The following is a 23,305-nucleotide window of genomic DNA, read 5'->3' as shown; positions in this document are numbered from 1 at the left end:
CCAGAACTATGCCGCATCCCCCATTCGGAAGCCTGTATTCCCCGGACTTGCCGTCAGCCTATTCGGCATAGTTTGATCTCTCTTCCGTCATTCGATGAGGAGTAGAGGACATGACCGCTAATGCATACTTTACGTTACCAAAGGTACTTCGACGATTGTACGAAGGTCCGTTGGGGGATTACGTTGATCTTTATGCCGCACAACTGCTGAGAGAGGGGCATTGCTATCAGAGTGGGAGGCGCTGTATCCGAATTGTGGGTGATTTCAGTCAGTGGTTGGCCCGCAAGCATTTCAATATTAATGACGTGGACGAGAGTCTCGTGGTGCAGTACCTTCGTTTCCGGACGCAATACCAACAGCCGTTTTGCAGCGACCGGCCTGCACTTTGCCGACTTCTCGGACTGCTTCGACAGATCGATGTCATCGCGCCACAAACAATCATCCCGCCAAAGCCACTTGAGCAAATCGAACAGGACTTCGAGCATTACCTGTTACGAGAGCGCGGACTTTCTCAAACAACGGCGATTCGACATCGCCCCCCGCTTCGGAAGTTTCTTCAGGAATGCTGTCGCGAGGGAACGGCAAGGTTTTCGAGACTTTCCTCGGAAGACATTGTCCGTTTTATAGTCGACCACGCTCATGACCAGTCCCCCCGAACAGCAAGATCCATGTGCTGGACGCTGCGCGCATTCACTCGTTATTTGGTGTACAGGGGGTATATCGTTGACGATCTCGCCGCCGCTGTTCCCAGTGTGCGGAGCTGGCGATTCGGACCACTGCCTGATCATCTTCCACCTCCCAAGATCCAGCGTGTGCTCGATGGCTGTGACCGGACAACTGCGATTGGGAAACGAGACTATGCAGTGCTACTTTTGCTGGCACGCCTCGGATTGAGGGCCAACGAGGTTGCCACACTGGCGCTGGAAGACATCGACTGGCACTCGGGCCTCTTGACTGTACGGGGTAAGGGCCGTCAACTCGCCGTTATGCCCCTCTTGTCCGAGGTCGGCATTGCGCTGGCCGATTACCTGCAGCACGGACGATGGACTACTGACAGTCGCCGGGTATTCATCCGTTCACTCGCTCCACACCGAGGATTCACGTCATCGAGCAGTATCTCGATGATCGCTGTCTCTGCGCTGGAGCGGGCCGGAGTAGATGTGCCTCGTAAAGGTACCCACATTTTTCGCTACAGCCTTGCAACTCAGCTGTTAGGTGCCGGCGCTTCGTTGACGGAGATTGGCCAGGTTCTTCGGCACCAGAATCACGACACGACGCGTCTTTACGCCAAGGTGGATATCAACGCTCTTCGTAAACTCGGGCTGCCGTGGCCGGGAGGTGTTCAATGAGCACCTTGCGGACAGCGCTGCGAGACTATCTCTCGCTACAACGGGGCCTGGGATACAAGTATGTTCATCAGGAACGCACACTGACGAGCTTCGTCCTGTTTATGGAACAGCGCAAGACTGCTTTCATTACGACCAAGTTGGCGCTTGAATGGGCAACACAATCGCCCGGGAGACACGCCAGTTGGGCCATACATCTTTCCGATGTGCGCGGCTTTGCCCGGTATCTGCGTAACAGCGAGCCGCGTACAGAGATTCCTCCAACAGGACTCATCCCGCGTTCTGGACGAATTCGCCCCTACCTCTACTCCGATACGGAAATACAAACACTGCTGACAGCTGCATTGGCGCTGCCCCCCGAGCAAGCGCTTCGACGGTGGACATACCACTGTCTGTTTGGGCTCTTGGTGGTCACGGGTCTACGAATTGGCGAGGCACTGGCGCTGAGGCGTGATGATGTCGACATTGAAGAAGGTATCCTCACGATTCGTGGGGCCAAATTCGGCAAGTCACGCTTGGTGACAATACATCCGAGTACCCGACAGGTTCTATTGGATTATGCGCATCGACGGGATGTGCATCTCGCCACTCCCCACAGCCCGTATTTTCTCGTTGCGGAGCGTGGTGGTCAGTTGCTACCGCAGTATGTCTATCGGGTTTTTTGGGATCTGTCGCGCCAGACCGGACTCCGAGCTGCGACCGCTCACACAGGTCCGAGGTTGCACGATTTTCGTCATCGATTTGCGGTGGCCACGTTGCTCGACTGGTACCGGGCCGGGAAGGATGTGGACAATCTGATGCCTGTGCTGTCGACGTATCTCGGTCATACGTGCATTCGTGACACCTATTGGTATCTGTCAGCTTGTCCCGAGCTCATGGAGCACGCCACGCGCCGACTTGAGAAACGCTGGGAGGCATTGCCATGAACACTCCCACTCTACCGGCTCTGCTGGAACGCTTCTTTACCGATCGGCTTATGCGTCAGCGACACGTCAGCGCGAACACCATAGCGTCCTATCGCGACACCTTCCGGCTGCTGCTGGTATTTACCCAAAAACAATTGGGCAAGCAGCCGTCATCTCTCAACTTGGAAGATATCGATGCGACGCTTGTCAGCGCATTTCTCGAGGATCTGGAAGTCAATCGTTCGATTAGCGCCCGGACCCGAAACCTGAGGCTGACTGCCATTCGATCTTTCTTCCGTTTTGTGTCCTACGAAGAACCCGCACACAGTGCACAAATCCAGCGAGTACTGGCAGTGCCCGGTAAACGTCAGGACAGGAGGATAGTGCATTTTCTGGCGAGACCAGAGATTGAGGCGCTACTGGCGGCACCGGATCAATCAACGTGGATCGGTCGTCGGGATCATACGTTACTGCTGCTTGCCGTACAGACAGGTTTACGACTTTCCGAACTCACAGGTCTTGATCGCGCTTCGGTTGTGCTGGGCAGCGGTGCCCACGTTCATTGTCTGGGTAAGGGCCGGAAGGAGCGGTGCACACCTCTTACACGCACTGTCTCAAGGGCAGTCCAGGAATGGTTAAAGGAACCGGCCAGGTGTGACAGCAAGGCATTGTTCTCGACAAGACAAGGCCGGCGACTGAGCGCCGACGCGGTCCAGTACCTTGTTGCAAAATATGCGGATATCACGCGAAAGCATTGCCCTTCACTAAAACAGAAGCGGATCACCCCGCATGTCCTGAGGCACAGCGCGGCAATGGAGCTGCTTCAAGCGGGGGTAGACTGTTCAGTTATAGCATTGTGGCTGGGGCATGAGTCGGTTGAGACCACCCAGGTTTACCTTCACGCTCATATGGCTCTGAAGGAAGCTGCGCTGGCAAAAATAGGTCCACTAGGGCATGCCGGAATAAAGCGCTATCAGCCCGGAGATGAACTGCTAGAGTTCCTGAATAACTTGTAGCTGATCGCAAACTATGCCGAATCGGCACCGTTAGTGAAAGACCCAAAATGGTGTGGTGTCGGCTTATTTACACAAACGACAAAGCCAGTTCGGCATAGTTCTGGGTTCGGCATAAACCGCTCTATGCCGCATGCGGCATAGAGCGGTTTCGACTAGGGAATAACACGTGGCACTGGCACGGGCGCCCTGGGAGGTATCTGCAAAAAGCCATGCTTTTCGGCCAACTGCAAATGGACGGATGGCGTTTTCGGCCAGCACGTTGCTGATCTGTAGGTCGCCCCGTTCGCAGTAACCCACCAAGGTGGGCCACTGGTTCAACGTATAATCCATCGCGGTTCGTGTCAGGGTGCCCTTTGCGACTTTGCCAGCGTTGGCCTCCAGCCAGGTCTTCAGTGTTTTCAGTCTGGGTACACTCAGTTCCTGACGAATGCGGTAACGCTCGGCCACACTCAACGCTTTGATCTTGCGTTCGATAGCGTAAAGCTTGTTGATGTGGCTCAGAGCCACATCGGCTTTGGACACGTTCGTGGGTTTGCCTTTACCTTGAGGCTTGGCCGCTTTGGTGGCCTCCACGAACTTACGTCGGGCGTGATCCCAACAGCCGATCCGGGTGATGCCGTTATTCCGACACACCTTGCCGTAACCTGAGTAGCCATCGGCTTGCAGGATGCCCTTAAAGTCGTCAAGCAGACGCACCGGCACTTTGCCCGCCCGTGAGGGGTCGTATTCAAACAGAACCGACGGTTGCCCTGGCGGGCCACCGCGGGTGAGCCACATCCATTTATCAGACTGCGCCGTTTTACCGTTTTCTTTTAAAACGACCATTCGGGATTCGTCGGCTTGCAAATAATCACCGCTGTTCTGCACTTCGCGCATCAGGTTGATCAGCGGTTTGAACACGTCATCCAGACGGATAACCCAGTGTGCCATGCTGGTGCGGCTGATCTCATGCCCCAGGTGCGTAAACCGCTGAAGGTTGCCACCCATTCCACCTGAAGCCTGCCACCCGGACCGGCGCAAGGCTGCCACCCATCGGAGCGTAGCGACGCGGGGGTTTCATTGTTACTCCGAAGCTGTGGTGCCCGTCAACTTTGCTTGTCGTTTTCGCATGGATTCACCCCTGAGGTTGATCTTGTAGGCGTTGTGAACCAGCCGATCCAGAATCGCATCCGCCAGAGTGGCGTCACCGATGACGTCATGCCATTCCTCGATAGGGAGTTGGCTGGTGGCGATGGTGGAACGACGGCCGTAACGGTCTTCCAGCACTTCCAGCAAGTCTCTTCGGTTCTCTGCGCTCAGTTTCATGAGCCCCCAATCGTCCAGGATCAGTACATCGACTTTGGCGAGATTTGCTAGCAGTTTGGGGTACTGACCGTCTCCTTTAGCGATGGTCAGTTCTCTTAACAGCCGGGTCAGGCGAACGTATTGCGCGGTGTAGCCTTCCCGGCAGGCTTTGTGCGCCAAGGCACAAGCCAGCCAGGTTTTGCCAACACCGGTGGGACCGGTGATGAGCACATTCAGGTGTTCCTTCACCCATTGGCAGCTTGCCAGGGATTGGATTAATCCCTTATCCAGGCCGCGTGAGTTCCGGTAATCCAGGTCTTCGAGAACGGCGGTGTGTCGCAGTCCAGCCCGGCGCAGCCGGCTGGTCAGGCGTCGGTTATCTCGTTCGGTCATCTCCCGATCGACCAGCAGTCCAAGGCGTTCCTCGAAGCTCAGTTCCGTGATGTCAGTCGTGGCCGACTGATCAGCCAGTGCGGCGGCCATGCCGGTCAATTTGAGGGCATGGAGTTTGTCCAGAGTCGGATGTTTCAGCATGTCAGGTTCCCTCAGTGGTAGTAGGTTGGGCCGCGGATATTATCGTGGGTATCGGGTAAGGCCAGCTCTTGCTGTTCTTCCAGGGGCTTCTGGTCCAGGCGGTGTTTGAGAATGGATTCAATGCTTTTGTAGCGGCAGCTACCCAGCATTAAGGCGCGCTGGCAGGCGGCTTCCAATCGTGCCTCGCCGTAGCTCTTGCCCAGCCGGAGAATGCCCAGGCAGGAGCGGTAGGCCTGCTGCGGGTGTTTGCGGGCACCCAAGGCGGTGCGGATGAGTTTTTCTGTGGCGGGTCCGGTCTTGGCCGCCCAGGCGATGAGCCGTTCCGGTGACCACTCACCCGCCTGCCGATGGGATTCAGGCATGTGAGCGGCGATGGTGGTATGCCGTCCCTTTTGGTCCGAGCGGCGGTGGCTGGCGATCCGGTTGCCCCGGTAAAAACACTCGATGATGTTGTGGGTGATTCGGACCTCCACCTCCTTCTTGATCAGGGTGTAGGGTACCGAGTAGTAATGCACGTCAACGGCTATGTGGTAGTCGATGTTCACCCGAGCCTTCTTCCACTCTGCGTAGACATACGGTTCTGCCGGTAGCGGCTGTAAAACGGGCTTGTCCAGTTGTTCGAAGTGGTCACGCCGGCAGCCGGGCAACTTTCGGAAGGGGCGGCGATTGAGCTTTTCCAGCAGCTCACGGAGGGTTGCATTGAGCTGTCCGAGCGAGAAGTGCTGACGGTGGCGCAGCGCCGCCAGGATCCAGCGTTCGACGATCAGCACACCGCCTTCCACCTTGGCTTTATCACGTGGCTTTCGGACCCGTGTAGGGACAACGGCCACGCCGTAATGGGCGGCCATGTCCTGGTAGGTTGGGTTGAGGTCTGGTTCGTAGCGGTGAGCTTTGGTGACACCGGACCGGAGGTTGTCGGGCACCACTAATTCGGGAACTCCATTCAGATACTGAAAGACTCGGATGTGAGAGCCAATCCAGTCTGGCAACTTCTGGCTCCAGGTGGCTTCGGCGTAGGTGTAATTGGAAGCGCCCATAACCGCCACAAAGATCTGCGCCTCGTGGATCTCTCCGGTGGTGCGGTCAATGACGGGCACGGTCTGGCCGGCGTAGTCCACAAACAGCTTCTCACCCGCTCTATGGTCCTGGCGCATCACCAGGTCCAGCTTGCCCTGCCAGGCCCGGTAGTGTTCGCAGAACCAGCTGTACTGATACCCCTCTGGGTTTGCCTGACGGTACTCCTGCCAGAGCAGGAACAGAGTGACGTATTTACCCTTCAGTTCATCGTGAATCTGCTTCCAGTCCGGTATGCCCCGGACCTGAGCCGGCAAGTCTGGGGGTGGCGGAAACAGCATTTGTTCTAGGCGAGCCTCCCCCAGATCCTCCGGCAATGGCCAGTTCAGACCGGCTTCGGCTAAACGCCGAAGATACTCGCTTACCGTGGGGCGGCTGACGCCGCAGGCCGCCGCAATCTGTCGGTTGCTTAGCCCTCGCTCCCATTTCAGGCGAAGGACTTCTTTGATCTTACGCATGGATAACCTCTTTGCTGGCATCTGATCTTCTCCGGATGAAAAGACTCAGAGTACCGTTAAGTTATCCCGCGCCGGACGGTTTCGATGGGGTGAGTCAGGCAACCTGCCGGGGTGGCAGCTTTGCCGTGGAATCAGTGGCAGCTTTCGCGTGGAATGGGTGGCAGGCTTCGTCTGGAATCAGTGGCAACCTTGGTCTGGAATACGCACCCCAGGCGTTTGAGCATGTGTTCCAGACGATACAGAGGCAGGCCATCGGCGTATTTCGAGGTAATGATGTACGCCAGCAACGAGGTGGTGGCCGTGCACTTGCCCAGCGGATGAACCGGGCGGGCAGCGGCCAGGATGCGCTCTTCGCCGTCTTGTTCGAACACGGCTTTTTCCTGCCAGTATTCCAGAACTTTCAACTGCGCGGGAATGAACTGAAGCTCTTCTTTGACCTTGGTAAAAAAGGTCTTGCTGGCGCCGACCTTTTCTTCGTCGCTGAGGGTCAGTTCGATGCGCTCGCGCAGCAGTGTCTCCGAGAAGCCACGCTGCCGACGTTTACGGGAGGCCGGCGGTGCACCTTCCTCTTTGACATCGTCGGGCAGTTGATCGCGCAGGGCATCAATCTCAACTTCCAGCTCGGCTTCGTCAAACAGATGAATCTGGTGTGCGGACTTTTCACTGCTGGCGCCGAACTGCTGAATCCGTTTCCAACGCAGCAGTTCTTCGAGAATCTGAATGGTGTGATCGCGTTGTTTGACCGCTTGGGCGCCTTGCGCAAGAGCGTGATCGCGCTGTTGGATTTCAGCGCTCTTGGCCGCCAGTTCCTGCTGAAGACCTTCGACAACCGACAGCAATTCGGCGGCCGAAAGGCCGCTGATATCGGGTGTTTTTGAAGGTGATTCAGGCTTTAATCTCATGAACAAAGTATAGCAAAAACAACGCTCTAAAGCACGAAAAAAGGGCTAATTAACAGACTCATAATGCAGAATTTTGTGCCCTTTTAACAAGGCAATGTCGTAGCCGTCCAGCAACCAGTTGATCTGCTCGCCCGTCAGTGGCATCAGCTCATCCGAGGCCTTAGGCCACTTGAACTTCTCCTCCGCCAACGCCTTATAATAGAGCACAAAACCGTTGTCTTCCCACATCAGGCACTTGATCTTGTTTCGATGCCGGTTGGTGAAGGCGTAAAGCGCTCCGGTAAACGGATTGTGGCCCAGTTCCTGTTCAACCAAGACTGCCAGGCCCTGGGCCTGCTTACGGAAATCAACGGGCGCTCGGTACAGATAAATCTCTGGCAACGACAAGGACGGGCGTAAATATCGGTGGCGCATCACAGCTGTCTCAGAACAGCGCCGAGCAACTCGATGTTGCCGGTGTGCAGCCCGGTAATGGAGACACCACCGGGCAGTGTCACGGTCAGGCCATCGGCTCCGCCGATGGTAGCGCCAGGAACAGAAACGACCCGAGCGAACCCGGTGACCGTTTGCGCCTGCTCCAGAGAGTCTTCAGTCGGGGCCAGCTTCCGGCGCCAGTAAACGAATTGATGATAAACCAATGACTGCTGCTTGCAGTAAGCGCTGCCGGACACGCCGGAGACTTCCCAGTCAGTAATATGCTGCTGCCAGACGTGTGCTCGTTCGGTTGGGGTCATGCTGATTCCTCATGGAATGGGTGAGGAAGTCAGTGTGTGCAATCGGCGAGCCGAAATGTAGGTGCTGATTTATTGGCGCTTACGGTAATCTGAAAACGTTGATGGCGTCCATGATCTTTGTCGCAGGCACCGGGCTGGCGGGTTATGTAGCTGCTGGTGACAACCCCATGGTTGGTGGCGCTGAAATGTATCCCGACAAGACCGTTGTTGAGAATGCATCAAATGCTGCAAACCTAACGACGCTGGTTGCCGCTGTCAAAGCTGCAGGATTGGCAGAAACACTTTCCGGCAAAGGTCCGTTTACAGTATTTGCGCCGACAAACGCTGCTTTTGAAAAACTGCCAGCAGGCACCGTTGAAGAGCTGTTGAAGCCGGAGAACAAAGCAAAGCTTCAATCGATACTGACTTATCACGTGGTGCCAGCTAATGCGAGCTCAATGGCCGCCATGAAAATGGTAGAAGACGATGGCGGAATGCACCCCGCCCCAACGGTTCAGGGTGGAAAACTCAAGCTTACCACCAAAGGCGGCAAGCTGATGGTTGAAGATAGCCAGGGCAATGTGGCGACGGTTATTCAGGCCGACGTTGTACAGTCCAACGGTGTTGTGCACGTAATCGATACAGTGCTCATGCCGGGAATGTAATACTCTGCTATTAAGCTTTCTAAGCGGCCCCGCGGGGCCGTTTTTTTATGTTCAAAGACTACGTTGATAAAACGTGCAACGCGACAGCCATAGCCGTAGCAATCCGTTTGATGTTGTTAGTACACCAACGCCGGCACTTTAACCGCCGCTGCCCTGCATTTGATCCAACCCTTTAAGCAAACCCGCCATATCATCGGCATGCTCTTCTTCCTGAGCCAGGATGTCTTCAATAATACGTCGGGATGTGGGATCTTTCTCCCCCAGATAACTCGCAATTTCGCGGTAACTGTCGATAGCAATACGTTCGGCGATCAAATCTTCTTTTATCATTTCCCGTAGAGTTTCGCCCTCGACGTATTCTGCGTGCGAGCGGCTTAGCAAGCCCTCAGGCGAAAAGTTCGGCGCTCCACCTAGCTGTACGATACGCTCGGCCAACCAGTCCGCGTGTTGCTGCTCTTGTTGGGCGTGTTCCAGAAACTCTGCCTTGGCGATGCTCGCGCTCAAGCCGTCTGCCATGTAGTAGTGGCGTTTATAGCGCAGTACGCAAACAATTTCAGTAGCCAGGGCCGCGTTGAGCAGGTTGATGACGTTTTCACGATCTGCCATGTAGCCTTCGGTAACGGCGCCTTGTTCAATGTGCATGCGAGCGCGTTCGCGAATGATTTTGATATCGGTGAGAAATGGTTGATTAGCCACGGCTATGCTCCACTGTATTTTACCCAAACAAATTGAGACATTTGAAAAACAATACGTAGGATTTACCGTAAGCTCCCGGCCATGCATCAATTTGCGCCTGTATAATACGGTAGCTAAAGGTTGAGATGAGTTCAAACGGCGAAGCCATTATGCCGCCTAACCTTTCTGTAAGGTATCCTGACCCTCCAACACGAAATCAAGTCTACCGCACCGAGGAAACACCCATGAGCCAGAACGTCGGCGACACAAGCAAACTGGATAAGATTCTGGCTGAGCAGCGTGAGTATATCGCAAAGCGCGAAGGCGGCTATCGCGAAAAATCCCTAAAAATGTACCCGTGGATATGCGGGCGCTGCACCCGTGAGTTTACCCGCGCCAATTTGCGCGAACTGACGGTGCATCATCGCGACCATGACCACGACAACAATCCCCCCGATGGCAGTAACTGGGAATTATTGTGCGTTTACTGCCACGACAATGAACACAGTAAATTCGAGGATTTCGTGCGCTACGGCGGCGGCGGTGAAAAAAGGCGCGAAGCGGCTACGCACAGTCCGTTTGCTGGGCTGAAAGACGCGCTTGAAAAGAAAAGCTAATAGCCAAGGCCAAAACCTATGACAAAACGCCGTCAACGGTTGTGGTTGACGGCGTTTTGTCTTTACTGACTGGCAACCCCAGGGTTTTCACCGTAGTTGTCGTGATCACCCAGGCGTTTGCCGTTTACGGACTTTCCGTAAAAGCCATCGTGGTTATGAAAGGTGCTTGCAGTTACATCCAGTGAGCTCTGCTGCCGGCGACGTGGGTCTTGAGGGCGTTCGTGACTGTTAACGAACGCTGCCACATCCCAAGCCTCCTGATCGCTCAGGGAGTTGGGTTTGCCCAGTGGCATGTTGGCCTTTATAAAGCCGGCTGCCGTATTCACCCGGTGCATGCCCGCGCCCCAGTTATAGGCGCCATCACCCCACAAAGGTGGAAAAACAACCTGCCCTGCTACCTTTTGCCCTTCCCCGTTTTCGCCATGGCAAATGGAGCACTGCTCGGTATAAACCGCAGCGCCACGTTCTCGGTCATGGCCGCCCTCGGGCGTTTCGAGCTTAACGTAACCACGGCCTGGCAGAGCCTGGTTAATAGGCGCGCCGGTTGAGAGCCAATGAAAATAGGTTTCCATCGCGACGAGGGTGTCACTACCTTGCTCTGGCGCCACGCCGTTCATGGAATAGGTAAAGCAGCCTTGAAGTCGCTCTGTGAGCGTATTCACTTTGTCATTCTTGCTACGATAGGCAGGGTACATTCCGAATGCACCCCACATAGGGGCAGAGCTGGCAAGTCGCCCGGCATCCAGATGGCAATTAACGCAGTTTTGGCCGTTGAACACAGATTTTCCGCGCAACTGTTGGGTATTTACAAACAGATCTTGCCCATGACGAACCATATCTCCGTAAGGGGTGTCTGGAATATCCCGCTCTTGCGGTGGCTGAAACGTCGCCTCACCAGCGGGCGCTGCGGGTAATGGCTTCTGGTAGTCCATCTCTGGCTCTGCAGCCTGAACCAGGGCAGGTGCGGCAAAGACAAAAAAGGCACTACCAACCACGAACAGTGACGATTTCCACAGGTTCATCAGTGGCTCTCCTTTTGCTTGGACTGCGCAGCCAGCTGCTCAGGCAGAGTTGCGTAGTATTCGGTGATAGCAATGATCTGTTGCTCACTCAGGCGCTTCGCAATACCTTTCATTAGTTGGTTGGGGTCATTATTACGAGTACCACTACGCCACGCATTCAGCTGCGTTTTCAGATAACCGGCATGCTGGCCTGCAAGAGCCGGAAATGCGCTACCCACTCCCATGCCGTTGGGGCCGTGGCATTGGTTACAAGCCGGTATATCGTTGCTCCAGTCGCCCCGCATTGCCAACCATTCACCCTGACGATCTTGAGCAGGCACCTGATAGGTAATGGCTGTCGCCAAGGGCTGAAGGCTTTCGTAGTAGGCTGTAACGCTCTGGATGTCGTCTTCTGTCAGAGCATTTGCAAACGGCTGCATGATGACATTTTGACGCAGCCCGCTGGCGTAGTCATGCAACTGTTTGCCCAGGTATTCAGCATTCAATCCGGCAATACTGGGAAAGCCGGCTGCGCTGTTGCCTTTGCCATCCGGGCCATGGCAAGCCATACATGCCAGAGCGCCGGCACCATTGCCCTGAGTGGCAATGATTTTTCCTCGATTCAGGTCGTCCGCTGCCATTGCAACACTCACGTTCAGCGCACCGAAACCGAAGGTTGCGAGCAGAAATGAAGCCCCTCTCATCGTTTTCGTCATGGGTATACTCCGAGTATTATTGGGGGTGCACCTCAAGGCGCTGTTACTTGAGCTCAGGAAAAAAAGACCGTGATGAGTTCATTTTTTATAGAAAAAAATGCTGCCTGAGTAAAATAAGTATAGCGTAAAACGCAAAGGCCGCTATTTTGAGCGCACGCTGGTGATTGAGACTAAAAATTGTTTTCCCAGCTTCTTGCGAAGGGTCTTCCAATCTACTATTTTTAATAAGAGTTTTTAGATGAAAAACTGGCTATTTCTGGGCATCGCTATTATTGCGGAAGTGATTGCGACTTCCAGCCTGAAATCGAGCGAAGGCTTTACCAAAATGCTTCCAAGTGTGATGGTGGTTATCGGATACGGCGTCGCTTTCTATTTTCTGTCGCTGACCCTGAAAACGATTCCTGTGGGCATAGCTTATGCCATCTGGTCTGGCTCAGGAATCGTTCTAATATCACTGATCGGCTGGTTGGCGCTTGGTCAGAAATTAGACATGGCAAGCGTGTTCGGGATGGGGCTTATTGTTGCGGGCGTGGTTGTTATTAATGTGTTTTCCAACGCGACTGCGCATTAAATTTCAACGAATTTTGGAACCAGCATCAACCCGACACCCACTGCAACCAACGCAAACGTGTCTGTTACCAAGTATGGGTAAAGAACCAACGCGATACCACAATATCGCGTTACAATATTCGATTGTTTGCGGCCGTAAATGAAATAGCCGATGCCAATGGAGCTGAAAATTAGCCCCAGAATCAGATGTGTGGTGTCCATTACAGTGTCAGTGTTTCCAGTCTTTTTTATCTCTGTTTACAGATAGCGCCCTGCAGAACCGATAGCCACCACCACCAGCCCAATGATTAAATTAATGCCAACGAGCCTACGAATCTTGCCGACCTGACGCCCGCCTTCCTCGGGATCGCTGGCGGCAACGGCCAGTTTCAAACGGCGGAACGGAGCGAAGTAGAGGTGAAGAAACAGCAGCATCATGATCAGGCCAAGCATCTGCATTGCATGAATGTGCCACCCTGCCCCGGCCATGCCACCAAATCCCTTGAAAATCATCCAGTATCCGGTGATCAGCAAGAGCACTATCGCCAACCAGACCCAACGGAAAAACCGGGTAAGCGTTTGACACCAAAGTTCACTGCGCTTTCCCGCTTCGATTACCGCACCTACAGCTGGGCGCATCGCCATGTAGGCAAAAAACATACCGCCAACCCAAATAACAGCGGACAACGCATGCAACGCAATAGCCAGACCCATAACATTTTCCTTTGATGTAATTCGTACCTGAATTTACACGAACGGCCCGACAAACACGACCGGCACCCCCATATTCCTCAGTTTTAAGCACGTAACAGACGTCTATTTACCAACTCATTTGCTGAATTCTCTTCTATACTTTTGATTATAAAATAAATAGAAGAAGAGGATCGTATGCCTGCTGACAATTCTCGCCCCCGACCCTCTCAAGGCAAGCGCACCGAAACCGGCGGCCCGAAGCTCGACAATTACCAACTTGAAGACCGCTACCTGCGAGAGTCCGGGCGGGTATTCCTGACCGGAACCCAGGCCCTGGTGCGCATACTTCTGACCCAGGCAGCGCTGGACCGCAAACTTGGGCTCAAAGCGGCCAGTTTGGTAAGTGGCTACCGGGGCCTCAGTTGGAAACCCGTATTGAACATAAACTGGCGGCTGTGCAAGCTTTTGCCCGAGCGAATCCTATCGACCGCTGCCTGTTTAACGAGCCAAACGCATGTTTTGGAGTAGTCACCACCGGAAAAGGGCATCTGGATCTGCTGGAAGCGCTTGATCTGCTCGGCATTGATGAAGCTCATGCCAGGGACATGGGGCTCGATATCTACAAAGTGGGCTTGGTCTGGCCACTTGAACGGAGCGGTATTCTCAAGTTTGTTCACGACAAGGAAGAAGTGCTTGTTGTCGAGGAAAAGCGCGGCATTATCGAAAGCCAGATCAAAGAAGCCATGTCGGAACCGGATCACCCCGGCGACGTTCTAATCACTGGTAAACAGGACGAACTGGGATGCCCCCACAACACCTCGACCAAAGTGCCGGAAGGCAGCAAGGCGCTGGCCGGGTTGTTGTGCTCAGTGACGAACCGGAAAAGTACGATGGTAACAAGCATCTGTTCCCGGCTGATGTAAGCTTTCATGATCGCTCAGAGCTGGATAACGTTCAAAAGGAGCTGCGTGACATTCCGGGCTGCACCGTGCTGATTTACGATCAGACCTGCGCCGCAGAGAAGCGTCGCAGGCGTAAGCGCAACCTTTACCCGGATCCCGCCAAGCGGGTGTTTATCAATCATCACGTGTGTGAAGGTTGCGGCGACTGTTCTGTGCAATCGAACTGTCTTTCGGTGGTGCCGCGCCAAACAGAGCTGGGCCGCAAACGCAAGATTGACCAGTCTTCCTGTAACAAGGATTTCTCCTGCCTGAATGGCTTTTGCCCAAGCTTTGTAACCATCGAGGGTGGCCAGCTGCGCAAATCTCGCGGTACAGACACAGGCTCTGTGCTTACGGGCAAACTTACCACTATTCCGGCGCCAGTTTTGCCTGCGCTGACCGGTTCCTATGACCTGTTGGTGGATGGTGTGGGCGGCACAGGCGTCGTAACCGTGGGCCAGCTCATCACTATGGCAGCCCATCTGAAGGCTTGGGTACCTCGGTGTTGGATTTTACCGGCTTCGCCCAGAAAGGCGGCACGGTGCTCAGTTATGTTCGCATGGCGCCATCGCCAGACAAACTGCACCAAGTTCGCATCAGTAACGCTGAGGCCGATGCGGTGATCGCGTGCGACCTGGTAGTGGCTTCGTCCCAGAAGGCACTGAACGTTCTGAAACCCCTTTACACCCGTGTGGTGGCCAACGACGCAGAACTGCCCACCGCAGATTACGTGCTGTTCCGGGATGCGGACATGCAGGCCGATACGCGCCTCGATCTGATTCGCAATGCCGTTGGTGACGACAATTTCGCGCGACTGAATGCCAATGGCATTGCTGAAAAGCTGATGGGAGACACCGTGTTTTCCAACGTTATGATGCTGGGCTTTGCCTGGCAGAGAGGGCTTCTGTCTCTGTCACAGGCCTCGTTGATAAAAGCCATTGAGCTGAATGGCGTCGCGATTGACCGCAATAAGGAAGCCTTTGGCTGGGGTCGCGTAGCCGCAACAGATTTGAAGGCCATTACCGACCTGCTGAACACCGGCGAGGCTCGGGTAGAAGACGTGAAACCGGCTCAGAGCCCGGACGAAATAATCAACATTCGTCACCAGCATCTGGTGAATTATCAAAACCGGCGCTGGGCTGACCGCTATGCCTCTTTGGTAAAGCAAGTAAACGACGCAGAAGACGCCCTGGGCCAAACCAACCACTTGCTGACACAGGCCATAGCCCAGCAACTTTATCGGCTTATGGCCTTTAAAGACGAATACGAAGTGGCTCGCCTGTTTGCTGAAACCGACTTTATGAAGGAAGTGAACAACACCTTCGAAGGCGACTTTAAGGTTCATTTTCACCTGGCCCCGCCCATCATGAACCGAGGTACCGACGCACAGTAATCAGATCCACCAAAATAACGTCAGCTTATTTTACAAATCCATTGGCGGTAAATTTAATATATAATTCCAAACTCATGATTTATATTTATATTAAATATAATGGCATGATAAATGCATTAATAAAAATAAGGGCCAAATAGGTGAAAATTCTACTAGTTTCAAAAAAGCACTAATCATGGCTTCTAGGTTTTTGGCTCACTTGCAGTGTTATTTTTTCAATGGATATTATGAAAAAGGACCTCCATGAAACACACTAAATCACTACTCTTTATTTCGATCATCGCTGCGGCGTCTAGCGCACAAGCGATGCCCTTGTTAAATGCTGAGCTAAATAACCAGTCGATTTATGCCAATGTTTACGTAACCGTAGGTGCATGGGCAACCGCCGGTGGCAATATGCAGAGCCCCGGCGCGATATCAACAGGTGCGGGTTCAATTGCTGGCGGTAATATTGAGGCTGGAACCTTCGCATCTATCGGCGCCTCGGGAGCGGTCAAAGGCAATATTAAAAGTGGCACATACACAAGCGCTGGCGCAGGTGCCGGGCTCAGCGGCGACATTAAAACAGGAACCTACGCAAGCTTCGGCAATTCGGCCAGTGTCGCGGGCAGTGTTGAGAGCGGAACGACTACAACAATAGATCTCACCGCTACCGTAAATAACACGACACAAGACCTTACAATGGAACCTGGGTATAGCGCTCCCAAAGTAATCATTCAGACGGAAAATATTGAGTCTGCCCAACAAACGCTCAAAAATCTCGGACAAGGGACGCAACTAGCCGTCGGTTTCGGGACAAACGACGAACTGCTCGAAGCTGGCATCTACAGTGTCGCAGATTATCTAACGGTTGCTGCCGGCAAAACCATCACCCTTGATGGCGGAGGTGTAGATGCCTCTTGGGTTTTCAATATCTCGAACTACATGACCGTTGGTGCGCTCGCAAATATAGAGTTTTTAAACGTAACCGATGAGAGCAGCATTATCTGGAATATCTTAGGCGACAAAACTGTCGGGGCCGGCGAAGGTTACACAACACTCGGCGCCGGAGCGAAATTCAGAGGCCTTGTTCTATCGAAAGGCTACATTTCCGCCGGGGACAGTGCTGTGATATTAGGCGTAGGTGACTATTGTGGCGGCGCTTTTTCAGCGACAAATTATGTCACTTTAGGCGCAAATGCCACCTTGGGAGCGGACGGTTGCAAAAACGGCGCAGCTACCGCTTACAATAATCTAGTCCGCGTACCCGAGCCTTCAACAGCCTTATTGTTGGGTTTAGGTCTAGCTTTATTTGGCATCGCTAGACGAAAGAAAGCGGGCGTTCATTGAACCAATGTGTTGCACTTGGAGCTGAAGACCGCCGAGTGCTATTATCTTTAGTATCATGAACTTATTAGTCATTAAGCAAGTATTGTTTCTCGCTGCGCCTGCTTTAGCTCACTGCTAGAAACACGCAGGCGGAATAAATAATGATAATTATTATTATTATCTTTATTATTATTGAAACATATTGAGAATGCATCTCATTTAAAAAGCTGTTTAATTATCAACCTCTTTCTTATTTAATAAACAAGTTGATCTGCATGAAGTGAAGATTTGAATGTTTTTTCAATTCGATCTATTATCACTGTGAAACGTATAAAACATCGTGAAGATTAATAGCTGGTTAATATTCCTAATTTAAACACATACAAGGAACTATCATGGCTGATCAGAGTCGTCGCAAGTTTATGCGTCACAGTTTGCTCGGTATGGCTGCTCTACCTCTTGGTATGGGCATACTATCTCAGCGCGCTTTCGCCCAAAGCCTTCCACCGCTCGACCCAACAACCGCTCAAGCCAAAGGGCTGAACTACGTTAAAGTGGCCGAAGAGGCCGCCGGCCACCCGGCTTATGCGGCAGGTGAACACTGCGCAAACTGCAATTTTTTCCAAGAAACCAACAATGGCTGTACATTGTTCCCGCAAAATAGCGTAGAGACCAACGGCTGGTGTCAGACTTGGGTCGCGAAGGCCTGATTACCAACGTTTGAATGATGAAGTTTTAAAAAAAACCGGTGACCGATTGTTTTCCCAAGAAAATAAATCTGCACCGGTTTTCTTTTAAAAGTCGTAAACGTGAAGTAAGTTACCTGAGCATTTTTCAGGATGACAAGCAATGATCGCTTCTTCATTTTCCCCGATTTTCTGGCGCGACGAACGCATGCCTCACGTAGAACTTCGTAAGGTCGCGGACGGGCGCCAGGTCTGCTATGCCCTCCACAGCCATCCACATTGGTCGTTAGGTGCGATTACCAGCGGAGCAAGTACGTTTCGCTATCGCGACAACCATTTTCCTGTCAGTGCCGGAGACCTGGTGACGATGAATCCGGAGTGGGCGCACGCGTGCAATCCAATAGATAACCGTCCCTGGTCATATTTAATGATGTATGTTGATACGCAGTGGTTAACAAATCTGCGATTCCAGGCGGGTTTACTCCCTACCCCAGCCTGGCAGGATCTACACACGGCTGTGCTATCCGATAGCCGCTGGTTCGATCGTTACTGCCATCTCGCAGATTGCCTTTTGGATACCCAGTCTGCGGTGACAGACAAGCAGAGAGAATTAGACACGTTTCTATCAGGTCTGATGCACAAGCTGGCAACTCAGCCAATCAATCAGCAACCGGCTACCGCGGATGTTTTAACACAGCTGGCTCGCTATATAGATCAGCATGCAACGGAAGATGTTTCGCTGGAGACCCTATGCGCCCTTTCAAGTTTAAGCGAGGGCCATTTGATCCGCTCCTTTAAACAGGCATTCGGTTTTACCCCCCATGCGTACTTAGTGAACCGACGCGTGCAACTCGGCCAAAGTGAGCTAAAACAAGGCACGCCCATTGCCGAGGCAGCCCTGAATGCAGGTTTTGCCGATCAGCCTCACTTTCAGCGTGCGTTCAAGCTACGAGTGGCCGCAACTCCAAACCAGTACCGTCTCGGTTCAGCCAACGAGAAGATACACGCAGCTGGCAGCAAGTAATAACGCCAGTGTGCGGTTGATGGTCATCAGAATGATGGGCTTTTGAACATATCGGCGCAAGAATGCGCCGGCGTAAACCCAGCAAGCCAGTGACAACCAGCAGATTGGCAGGTAAAGAGCAGCAAACAGCAGGACCTGGTTCAGATCGTTTGCGTTAGTGAACGCCCCGATGCCAGAAGCGGAGGCAAGCCAGGCTTTGGGGTTCAACCACTGCATTAAGGCGCCTGTCATGAATCCCGGTGCCTTTTTGCGGCCAGCGTCCGGCAATTGACCGCTGTCCAGGGCTAACTTGATACTCAGATAAAGCAAAAATGCGACACCCGCCCAACGCAACACACTTTGCAGCCCCGGCACCACCGTCAATAGTGAATAAAGACCCAGCCCTACCGCAATGAAGAGCACGATAAAACTCAGCGTGGCACCGGTAACAAACGTTAAGCCGGTGGCAATCGGGTAGCGGGTACCACTGCTCAGGCACACAAGATTTACAGGCCCGGGTGAAATAGAGGCCGCTAAGGCAAACGCGCACATGGGCAGAATCAAAGACATGGTTATACACTCTCCGGTCGAATCAGGAGCGGATTCTGACATGCCCGGCAGCATAGTATATTGAACAAAATTGAGGTATATCTACTATTCAATGCGAGTTTCAGCCATCAGCACGCTCATCAACTCCGCCGCTGGCAGCTCACGCGCCAGCGGCGCTCCCTGCCCCGCCCATTGTGCGGCAAATTCGTTGTTTCCCAGTTTGGACGCGGCTCCACTGAGCCGTTTAGCCGCATCGTAAGCCAGCGGATAATCCGCGGGAAACGGGCTGCCGTCTGCTTCGCCAAATGTAATCAATCGATTAACTATCCCCCGTGCCGGCCGGCCGGATAGGACATCCGTCAATCGTGTCTGCGATGCTCGTTGGCTTTTCAGATTTTCGCGATAGGCGCTATTGGCCGCAGATTCGGGGCACAGAACAAAGGCTGTTCCAAGCTGGGCGGCTACCGCGCCAAGGTTCAGCACCGAGTTGATGGCATAGCCATCCATAATGCCGCCCGCCGCAATGATGGGAAGTGTGGTTTTTGCCGCAAGCAGCCGCACAAACACCATTGTGCTCAAGCACTCATCTGTTACCTCTGGGTTAAACATGCCCCTGTGCCCGCCAGCTTCAATACCTTGGGCAACAATGGCGTTTATTCCCGCTTGTTCAATCAGCCTGGCTTCGTGAAGATTCGTCGCCGTTGCCATGGTGTAAATGCCAGCCTCACGCAAACAGGCAATGCGGTCGGCAGAGGGTATGCCGAAATGAAAACTGACGACCGCCGGGCGCAGCTCAAGCAACATCTCGAATTGTTCGTCGCCAACAAGAAATGATGTGTGAATTTCGTCGAGCTGATCGGGCGTATCCAGCCCGGCTTCGCTGAACAGCGGAGCAAGATGCGCAAGCCACGCATTTTCTCTATCAGGGTCTCGCGTTGCAGGGGCGTGGCAAAAGACGTTCACGTTGAACGGCTGTTCGGTTAGCCGGCGCGTCTGTTCGATCATCTTTCGAGCCTGGTCAATAGTGCTGGCGCCAACCCCCAATGAACCAAGCCCGCCTGCGTTCGAGACCGCAGCGGCCAATTCCGGCGTAGATACCCCAGCCATCGGTGCCTGAATAATCGGGAAGCGAATGCCCAGTTTTTCAATAAAATCCGAAGTCGCGTGCATTAATAATCCTTGAAAACCAATGCCAGTGTGTTGTTAGGCCTGCCCATTTTTCGTCAGCCTTCAGTATCCTTTTTTTGAGTCCTGGTGTCGTTAGTTGCGCGAGAGATGTTGGCAACACCCACCGGTTCTGCACTCAGATAATGGCGCGAAAGTACGAAACAGCGATTATCGTTGTGACACACGATGAAGAAATCATTCCAACGTTCAAACGCATTTATCACATACGCGACGGAGTGACTCAAGAGGAAGCGGGTGAAGGGCGGGGGTTAGAATAAAGGCTTCGGTAAATACGTTTGAGGCGCTAGTGTAAAACATTCACTTCAAATTGAAAAACCGATACCTGCACCGAACGTATGAAACATTACAATGCAGACATCGATTTAAGCGATGATCAAAACCGCAAATTCTTAAGAGTTATGTAACTTATCCCACTCTTTTTCGGCATCTTCCTGACTCATGCCGTATTTTTCCTGAACCTTGCCCAAAAAGTTATCTTTGCGGCCACCAATCTCATCTACATCATCGTCGGTCAGTTTGCCCCAATTTTCACGAATCGAGCCTTTCATCTGCTTCCACTTACCTTCGGCGATATCTTTATTCATAGCAATCTCCAAATTTGATTAGTCTTTACTAATAAGCTGTTGATTAACAACTTCATCAGACTCTTGATTCGACAATGCAACAAATAAAACGGCAGAGCAGAGTAGAAACGTGTTACAAAAAACTCTGCGCTGCGTCACGACCTAAGTTCGCATAAGCGCCGAACTTTAACAACGACTATAGCGTTGCGATTAATTCATAATATATTTATGTTTAGATAAAATACGTTGATTTTGAAAGTGTCATTTTTAATAAAAAAAGGGCGCCTCAACTCTCGTTGAAGCGCCCTTTTAAATACCATTTACACTTACGCGATATCAAACCGGTCAGCGTTCATAACTTTGGCCCAGGCGGTCACAAAGTCGTGCGCAAAGCGCTCTTTGTTGTCGTCCTGAGCATACAGTTCTGCGTAGGAACGCAGAATCGAGTTGGAACCGAACACCAGGTCTACTCGGGTAGCAGTCCACTTCACCGCGTCTGTTTTGCGATCGCGAATCTCGTAGGAGTTCTTTCCGGTCGGTTTCCAGCTGTTTCCCATGTCGGTCAGATTCACAAAGAAGTCGTTGGTCAGTTGCCCTTCCCTGTTGGTGAATACGCCGTGTTTGCTGCCACCGTGGTTGGTGCCAAGCACACGCATTCCGCCTAGTAGTACCGTCATCTCTGGCGCTGTCAGGCCCATCAGCTGAGCACGATCCAGCAACAGTTTTTCAGGGGTAACCGTGTAATCTTTTTTCACCCAATTACGGAAGCCATCGTGAATGGGTTCCAGCGGCTCGAAAGATTCCACATCGGTCATCTCGTCGGTGGCATCGCCACGGCCGGCTGAGAATGGCACGTTTACGTTTACACCCGCGGCTTTGGCCGCCTGCTCTATGCCAACGTTACCTGCCAGCACAATCACATCGGCCACACTGGCGCCTGTATCTGCGGCAATCGCTTCCAGCACACTTAATACGCGGCCCAGGCGCTCAGGCTCGTTGCCTTCCCAGTCTTTCTGGGGGGCCAGACGAATTCGAGCTCCGTTGGCGCCGCCACGCATGTCCGAGCCGCGGTAGGTACGGGCGCTGTCCCAAGCGGTATTGATCATGTCGGTAGCGTTCAAGCCACTGGCAGCGATCTTTGCTTTAACTGTTTCTACGTCATAACCGGTATTGCCGGCCGGGATCGGGTCTTGCCAGATCAGTTCTTCCTGAGGTACTTCCGGACCAACGTAGCGCACTTTTGGTCCAAGGTCGCGGTGAGTCAGCTTGAACCAGGCGCGGGCAAACACGTCTTCAAAGTAGGCCTGATCACTAGCGAATCTCTCAGAGATTTTGCGGTACGCCGGGTCCATTTTCATGGCCATGTCGGCGTCGGTCATGATCGGGTTGCGACGCACAGACGGGTTTTCTGCATCCACCGGCTTGTCTTCTTCTTTCATGTCCACCGGCTCCCACTGCCAAGCGCCGGCCGGGCTCTTGGTCAGTTCCCACTCGTGGTTCATCAGCAATTTAAAGTAGCCGTCGTCCCATTGGGTGGGGTTGGTGGTCCAGGCACCTTCAAGACCGCTGGTGACGGTGTGATTACCGACTGTACCGGTCTTTTTATTCCAGCCCAGGCCCTGCTCTTCTACCTCAGCACCTTCCGGTGCTTCGCCCAAGTTTGCCGGATCGCCGTTACCGTGGCATTTACCCACGGTGTGGCCACCTGCGGTCAACGCGACCGTTTCTTCGTCGTTCATGGCCATACGCTTGAACGTTTCGCGCACGTCGTGGGCAGTTGCAAGCGGGTCCGGGTTGCCGTCAACGCCTTCGGGGTTCACGTAGATCAGACCCATCATCACCGCCGCCAGAGGATTTTCAAGGTCGCGCTCACCGGAATAACGGCTCTTTGCGTTATCGCTGGTAGCCAGCCACTCGTCTTCTGCGCCCCAATAAATGTCTTCTTCCGGGTGCCAGATGTCTTCGCGGCCAAAGGCGAAGCCGAAGGTTTTGAAGCCCATGGATTCATAAGCCACGTTACCCGCCAGCACAATCAGGTCAGCCCAGCTTAGTTTGTTGCCGTACTTCCGCTTTATGGGCCACAGCAGCCGGCGGGCTTTGTCGAGGTTGCCGTTATCCGGCCAGGAGTTTAGCGGAGCGAAACGCTGATTGCCGGTGCCTGCGCCACCACGGCCATCGGCAACGCGGTAGGAACCGGCTGCGTGCCACGCCAGGCGAATCATCAATCCACCGTAATGGCCCCAATCCGCCGGCCACCAATCCTGGTTATCGGTCATCAAGTCGGTCAGGTCTTTTTTAAGAGCATCAACATCCAGCTTTTTCAGCTCTTCACGATAGTTAACAGCGGCACCCAACGGCTTGGTTTTGCTATCGTGCTGATTAAGGATGGCCAGGTTAAGGGCGCTGGGCCACCACTTCATATTGCTGCCGCCAGATGTGGTGTTTCCACCGTGCATTACCGGGCATTTACCTGCAGTAGGGCTGTTGTCAGCCATGTTTTTCTCCACTTTTTTCAGGGAACGTTAG

General features: G+C 53.2%; 24 protein-coding genes and 3 pseudogenes. 12 read left to right on the top strand and 15 right to left on the bottom strand.

Annotation, left to right across the window (positions count from 1 at the left end):
- Positions 1 to 110: 110 nt before the first annotated feature.
- Genes ATI45_RS02380 through ATI45_RS02370 form a run of 3 tightly spaced genes read left to right on the top strand, consistent with a single transcriptional unit; the run spans position 111 to position 3,267 of the window.
- The gene (locus ATI45_RS02380; RefSeq protein ID WP_098418113.1) at positions 111 to 1,349 is read left to right on the top strand and encodes a site-specific integrase; all 1,239 of its coding nucleotides are present in this window, start codon (positions 111 to 113) and stop codon (positions 1,347 to 1,349) included.
- Positions 1,346 to 2,272 carry a tyrosine-type recombinase/integrase gene (locus tag ATI45_RS02375; protein WP_098418112.1) on the top strand — a complete coding sequence of 309 codons (927 nt, stop codon included), beginning with the start codon at positions 1,346 to 1,348 and terminating at the stop codon, positions 2,270 to 2,272. The genes ATI45_RS02380 and ATI45_RS02375 overlap by 4 nt, the downstream gene beginning before the upstream one ends.
- Positions 2,269 to 3,267 carry a tyrosine-type recombinase/integrase gene (locus ATI45_RS02370; RefSeq protein ID WP_098418111.1) on the top strand — a complete coding sequence of 333 codons (999 nt, stop codon included), beginning with the start codon at positions 2,269 to 2,271 and terminating at the stop codon, positions 3,265 to 3,267. Before ATI45_RS02375 ends, ATI45_RS02370 begins: the two co-directional genes overlap by 4 nt.
- 141 nt (positions 3,268 to 3,408) lie before the next feature.
- Here the strand turns inward: ATI45_RS02370 and tnpC are convergent.
- The 6 genes and pseudogenes from tnpC to tnpA form a co-directional block, all read right to left on the bottom strand.
- Positions 3,409 to 4,239, bottom strand: a pseudogene (tnpC, locus tag ATI45_RS02365) (IS66 family transposase); the annotation flags it as partial.
- Between the two features lie 90 nt (positions 4,240 to 4,329).
- Complete coding sequence (gene istB, locus ATI45_RS02360) at positions 4,330 to 5,085, bottom strand: IS21-like element helper ATPase IstB (protein WP_098418110.1); 756 nt, start codon at positions 5,083 to 5,085, stop codon at positions 4,330 to 4,332.
- 11 nt (positions 5,086 to 5,096) lie between these two features.
- Positions 5,097 to 6,638, bottom strand: coding sequence for an IS21 family transposase (gene istA, locus ATI45_RS02355; RefSeq protein ID WP_098418109.1), 1,542 nt, complete (start codon positions 6,636 to 6,638; stop codon positions 5,097 to 5,099).
- A gap of 185 nt (positions 6,639 to 6,823) precedes the next feature.
- A pseudogene (locus tag ATI45_RS02345) lies at positions 6,824 to 7,525 on the bottom strand (transposase); the annotation flags it as partial.
- Between the two features lie 39 nt (positions 7,526 to 7,564).
- Positions 7,565 to 7,933 (bottom strand): IS66 family insertion sequence element accessory protein TnpB, encoded by a 369-nt coding sequence (tnpB, locus tag ATI45_RS02340; RefSeq protein ID WP_098418108.1) that lies wholly within the window; start codon positions 7,931 to 7,933, stop codon positions 7,565 to 7,567.
- Entirely contained in the window at positions 7,933 to 8,253 is a 321-nt protein-coding gene (gene tnpA / locus ATI45_RS02335; RefSeq protein ID WP_098418107.1) for an IS66 family insertion sequence element accessory protein TnpA, read from the bottom strand. Before tnpA ends, tnpB begins: the two co-directional genes overlap by 1 nt.
- 110 nt (positions 8,254 to 8,363) lie before the next feature.
- On the opposite strand from tnpA, the gene ATI45_RS02330 reads away from it, so the two are divergent.
- The gene (locus tag ATI45_RS02330) at positions 8,364 to 8,897 is read left to right on the top strand and encodes a fasciclin domain-containing protein (RefSeq protein ID WP_218926174.1); all 534 of its coding nucleotides are present in this window, start codon (positions 8,364 to 8,366) and stop codon (positions 8,895 to 8,897) included.
- 138 nt (positions 8,898 to 9,035) lie between these two features.
- On the opposite strand, the gene ATI45_RS02325 is transcribed toward ATI45_RS02330, so the two are convergent.
- On the bottom strand, positions 9,036 to 9,539 hold the full coding sequence (locus tag ATI45_RS02325; protein WP_228706278.1) for a ferritin-like domain-containing protein: 504 nt from the start codon (positions 9,537 to 9,539) through the stop codon (positions 9,036 to 9,038).
- A 278-nt stretch (positions 9,540 to 9,817) separates the two neighbouring features.
- On the opposite strand from ATI45_RS02325, the gene ATI45_RS02320 reads away from it, so the two are divergent.
- Positions 9,818 to 10,189, top strand: coding sequence for a YajD family HNH nuclease (locus ATI45_RS02320; protein WP_098418104.1), 372 nt, complete (start codon positions 9,818 to 9,820; stop codon positions 10,187 to 10,189).
- 62 nt (positions 10,190 to 10,251) lie between these two features.
- Here the strand turns inward: ATI45_RS02320 and ATI45_RS02315 are convergent, their stop codons facing one another.
- Positions 10,252 to 11,211, bottom strand: a complete 960-nt coding sequence (locus ATI45_RS02315) for a c-type cytochrome (protein ID WP_218926102.1) — start codon at positions 11,209 to 11,211, stop codon at positions 10,252 to 10,254.
- The gene (locus ATI45_RS02310; protein WP_218925875.1) at positions 11,211 to 11,906 is read right to left on the bottom strand and encodes a c-type cytochrome; all 696 of its coding nucleotides are present in this window, start codon (positions 11,904 to 11,906) and stop codon (positions 11,211 to 11,213) included. The genes ATI45_RS02315 and ATI45_RS02310 overlap by 1 nt, the downstream gene beginning before the upstream one ends.
- Before the next feature lie 238 nt (positions 11,907 to 12,144).
- Between ATI45_RS02310 and ATI45_RS02305 the strand changes: the two genes are divergently transcribed.
- Positions 12,145 to 12,477: an SMR family transporter gene (locus ATI45_RS02305; protein ID WP_098418103.1), complete on the top strand. Its 333-nt coding sequence runs from the start codon at positions 12,145 to 12,147 to the stop codon at positions 12,475 to 12,477.
- On the opposite strand, the gene ATI45_RS02300 is transcribed toward ATI45_RS02305, so the two are convergent.
- Positions 12,474 to 12,677, bottom strand: a complete 204-nt coding sequence (locus ATI45_RS02300; protein WP_098418102.1) for a hypothetical protein — start codon at positions 12,675 to 12,677, stop codon at positions 12,474 to 12,476. The genes ATI45_RS02305 and ATI45_RS02300 overlap by 4 nt on opposite strands.
- Before the next feature lie 36 nt (positions 12,678 to 12,713).
- Positions 12,714 to 13,169 carry a CopD family protein gene (locus ATI45_RS02295; RefSeq protein ID WP_098418101.1) on the bottom strand — a complete coding sequence of 152 codons (456 nt, stop codon included), beginning with the start codon at positions 13,167 to 13,169 and terminating at the stop codon, positions 12,714 to 12,716.
- Positions 13,170 to 13,950: 781 nt separating this feature from the next.
- Between ATI45_RS02295 and ATI45_RS22960 the strand changes: the two genes are divergently transcribed.
- The 5 genes from ATI45_RS22960 (at position 13,951) to ATI45_RS02275 (ending at position 18,500) form a co-directional block, all read left to right on the top strand.
- Complete coding sequence (locus ATI45_RS22960) at positions 13,951 to 14,712, top strand: hypothetical protein (RefSeq protein WP_228706169.1); 762 nt, start codon at positions 13,951 to 13,953, stop codon at positions 14,710 to 14,712.
- Positions 14,631 to 15,482, top strand: a complete 852-nt coding sequence (locus ATI45_RS22505) for a DUF6537 domain-containing protein (RefSeq protein WP_267283844.1) — start codon at positions 14,631 to 14,633, stop codon at positions 15,480 to 15,482. The genes ATI45_RS22960 and ATI45_RS22505 overlap by 82 nt, the downstream gene beginning before the upstream one ends.
- A 243-nt stretch (positions 15,483 to 15,725) precedes the next feature.
- Positions 15,726 to 16,811 (top strand): ice-binding family protein, encoded by a 1,086-nt coding sequence (locus tag ATI45_RS02285; RefSeq protein WP_098421617.1) that lies wholly within the window; start codon positions 15,726 to 15,728, stop codon positions 16,809 to 16,811.
- A 374-nt stretch (positions 16,812 to 17,185) separates the two neighbouring features.
- Entirely contained in the window at positions 17,186 to 17,500 is a 315-nt protein-coding gene (locus ATI45_RS02280) for a high-potential iron-sulfur protein (protein ID WP_098418100.1), read from the top strand.
- 139 nt (positions 17,501 to 17,639) lie between these two features.
- Complete coding sequence (locus ATI45_RS02275) at positions 17,640 to 18,500, top strand: AraC family transcriptional regulator (protein WP_098418099.1); 861 nt, start codon at positions 17,640 to 17,642, stop codon at positions 18,498 to 18,500.
- On the opposite strand, the gene ATI45_RS02270 is transcribed toward ATI45_RS02275, so the two are convergent.
- Together ATI45_RS02270 and ATI45_RS02265 are read right to left on the bottom strand one after the other, a co-directional pair.
- Positions 18,462 to 19,049, bottom strand: a complete 588-nt coding sequence (locus ATI45_RS02270) for a LysE family translocator (RefSeq protein ID WP_098418098.1) — start codon at positions 19,047 to 19,049, stop codon at positions 18,462 to 18,464. The genes ATI45_RS02275 and ATI45_RS02270 overlap by 39 nt on opposite strands.
- Positions 19,050 to 19,133: 84 nt before the next feature.
- Positions 19,134 to 20,198 (bottom strand): NAD(P)H-dependent flavin oxidoreductase, encoded by a 1,065-nt coding sequence (locus tag ATI45_RS02265; protein ID WP_098418097.1) that lies wholly within the window; start codon positions 20,196 to 20,198, stop codon positions 19,134 to 19,136.
- Positions 20,199 to 20,338: 140 nt separating this feature from the next.
- Here ATI45_RS02265 and ATI45_RS23115 point away from each other — a divergent pair.
- A pseudogene (locus ATI45_RS23115) lies at positions 20,339 to 20,473 on the top strand (ABC transporter ATP-binding protein); the annotation flags it as partial.
- 132 nt (positions 20,474 to 20,605) lie between these two features.
- On the opposite strand, the gene ATI45_RS02255 reads toward ATI45_RS23115, so the two are convergent.
- Both ATI45_RS02255 and katG read right to left on the bottom strand, forming a co-directional pair.
- A complete protein-coding gene (locus ATI45_RS02255) occupies positions 20,606 to 20,800 on the bottom strand; it encodes a CsbD family protein (protein ID WP_098418096.1) in 195 nt (64 codons plus the stop codon).
- 305 nt (positions 20,801 to 21,105) lie between these two features.
- On the bottom strand, positions 21,106 to 23,274 hold the full coding sequence (gene katG / locus ATI45_RS02250; RefSeq protein ID WP_098418095.1) for a catalase/peroxidase HPI: 2,169 nt from the start codon (positions 23,272 to 23,274) through the stop codon (positions 21,106 to 21,108).
- Positions 23,275 to 23,305 lie beyond the last annotated feature (31 nt).

This window comes from Marinobacter sp. LV10MA510-1 (assembly GCF_002563885.1).
Classification (GTDB): Bacteria; Pseudomonadota; Gammaproteobacteria; order Pseudomonadales; family Oleiphilaceae; genus Marinobacter.
The sequence above is the reverse complement of the archived record's forward strand: the minus strand, read 5'-3'. Positions and strand labels throughout refer to the sequence as shown.

Coding starts and splice junctions, on each gene's coding strand:
- ATI45_RS02380 (WP_098418113.1), top strand. CDS start 111: ATGACCGCTAATGCATACTTTACGTTACCAAAGGTACTTCGACGATTG.
- ATI45_RS02375 (WP_098418112.1), top strand. CDS start 1,346: ATGAGCACCTTGCGGACAGCGCTGCGAGACTATCTCTCGCTACAACGG.
- ATI45_RS02370 (WP_098418111.1), top strand. CDS start 2,269: ATGAACACTCCCACTCTACCGGCTCTGCTGGAACGCTTCTTTACCGAT.
- istB (WP_098418110.1), bottom strand. CDS start 5,085: ATGCTGAAACATCCGACTCTGGACAAACTCCATGCCCTCAAATTGACC.
- istA (WP_098418109.1), bottom strand. CDS start 6,638: ATGCCAGCAAAGAGGTTATCCATGCGTAAGATCAAAGAAGTCCTTCGC.
- tnpB (WP_098418108.1), bottom strand. CDS start 7,933: ATGCGCCACCGATATTTACGCCCGTCCTTGTCGTTGCCAGAGATTTAT.
- tnpA (WP_098418107.1), bottom strand. CDS start 8,253: ATGACCCCAACCGAACGAGCACACGTCTGGCAGCAGCATATTACTGAC.
- ATI45_RS02330 (WP_218926174.1), top strand. CDS start 8,364: ATGATCTTTGTCGCAGGCACCGGGCTGGCGGGTTATGTAGCTGCTGGT.
- ATI45_RS02325 (WP_228706278.1), bottom strand. CDS start 9,539: ATGCACATTGAACAAGGCGCCGTTACCGAAGGCTACATGGCAGATCGT.
- ATI45_RS02320 (WP_098418104.1), top strand. CDS start 9,818: ATGAGCCAGAACGTCGGCGACACAAGCAAACTGGATAAGATTCTGGCT.
- ATI45_RS02315 (WP_218926102.1), bottom strand. CDS start 11,211: ATGAACCTGTGGAAATCGTCACTGTTCGTGGTTGGTAGTGCCTTTTTT.
- ATI45_RS02310 (WP_218925875.1), bottom strand. CDS start 11,906: ATGACGAAAACGATGAGAGGGGCTTCATTTCTGCTCGCAACCTTCGGT.
- ATI45_RS02305 (WP_098418103.1), top strand. CDS start 12,145: ATGAAAAACTGGCTATTTCTGGGCATCGCTATTATTGCGGAAGTGATT.
- ATI45_RS02300 (WP_098418102.1), bottom strand. CDS start 12,677: ATGGACACCACACATCTGATTCTGGGGCTAATTTTCAGCTCCATTGGC.
- ATI45_RS02295 (WP_098418101.1), bottom strand. CDS start 13,169: ATGGGTCTGGCTATTGCGTTGCATGCGTTGTCCGCTGTTATTTGGGTT.
- ATI45_RS22960 (WP_228706169.1), top strand. CDS start 13,951: ATGCCCCCACAACACCTCGACCAAAGTGCCGGAAGGCAGCAAGGCGCT.
- ATI45_RS02285 (WP_098421617.1), top strand. CDS start 15,726: ATGAAACACACTAAATCACTACTCTTTATTTCGATCATCGCTGCGGCG.
- ATI45_RS02280 (WP_098418100.1), top strand. CDS start 17,186: ATGGCTGATCAGAGTCGTCGCAAGTTTATGCGTCACAGTTTGCTCGGT.
- ATI45_RS02275 (WP_098418099.1), top strand. CDS start 17,640: ATGATCGCTTCTTCATTTTCCCCGATTTTCTGGCGCGACGAACGCATG.
- ATI45_RS02270 (WP_098418098.1), bottom strand. CDS start 19,049: ATGTCTTTGATTCTGCCCATGTGCGCGTTTGCCTTAGCGGCCTCTATT.
- ATI45_RS02265 (WP_098418097.1), bottom strand. CDS start 20,198: ATGCACGCGACTTCGGATTTTATTGAAAAACTGGGCATTCGCTTCCCG.
- ATI45_RS02255 (WP_098418096.1), bottom strand. CDS start 20,800: ATGAATAAAGATATCGCCGAAGGTAAGTGGAAGCAGATGAAAGGCTCG.
- katG (WP_098418095.1), bottom strand. CDS start 23,274: ATGGCTGACAACAGCCCTACTGCAGGTAAATGCCCGGTAATGCACGGT.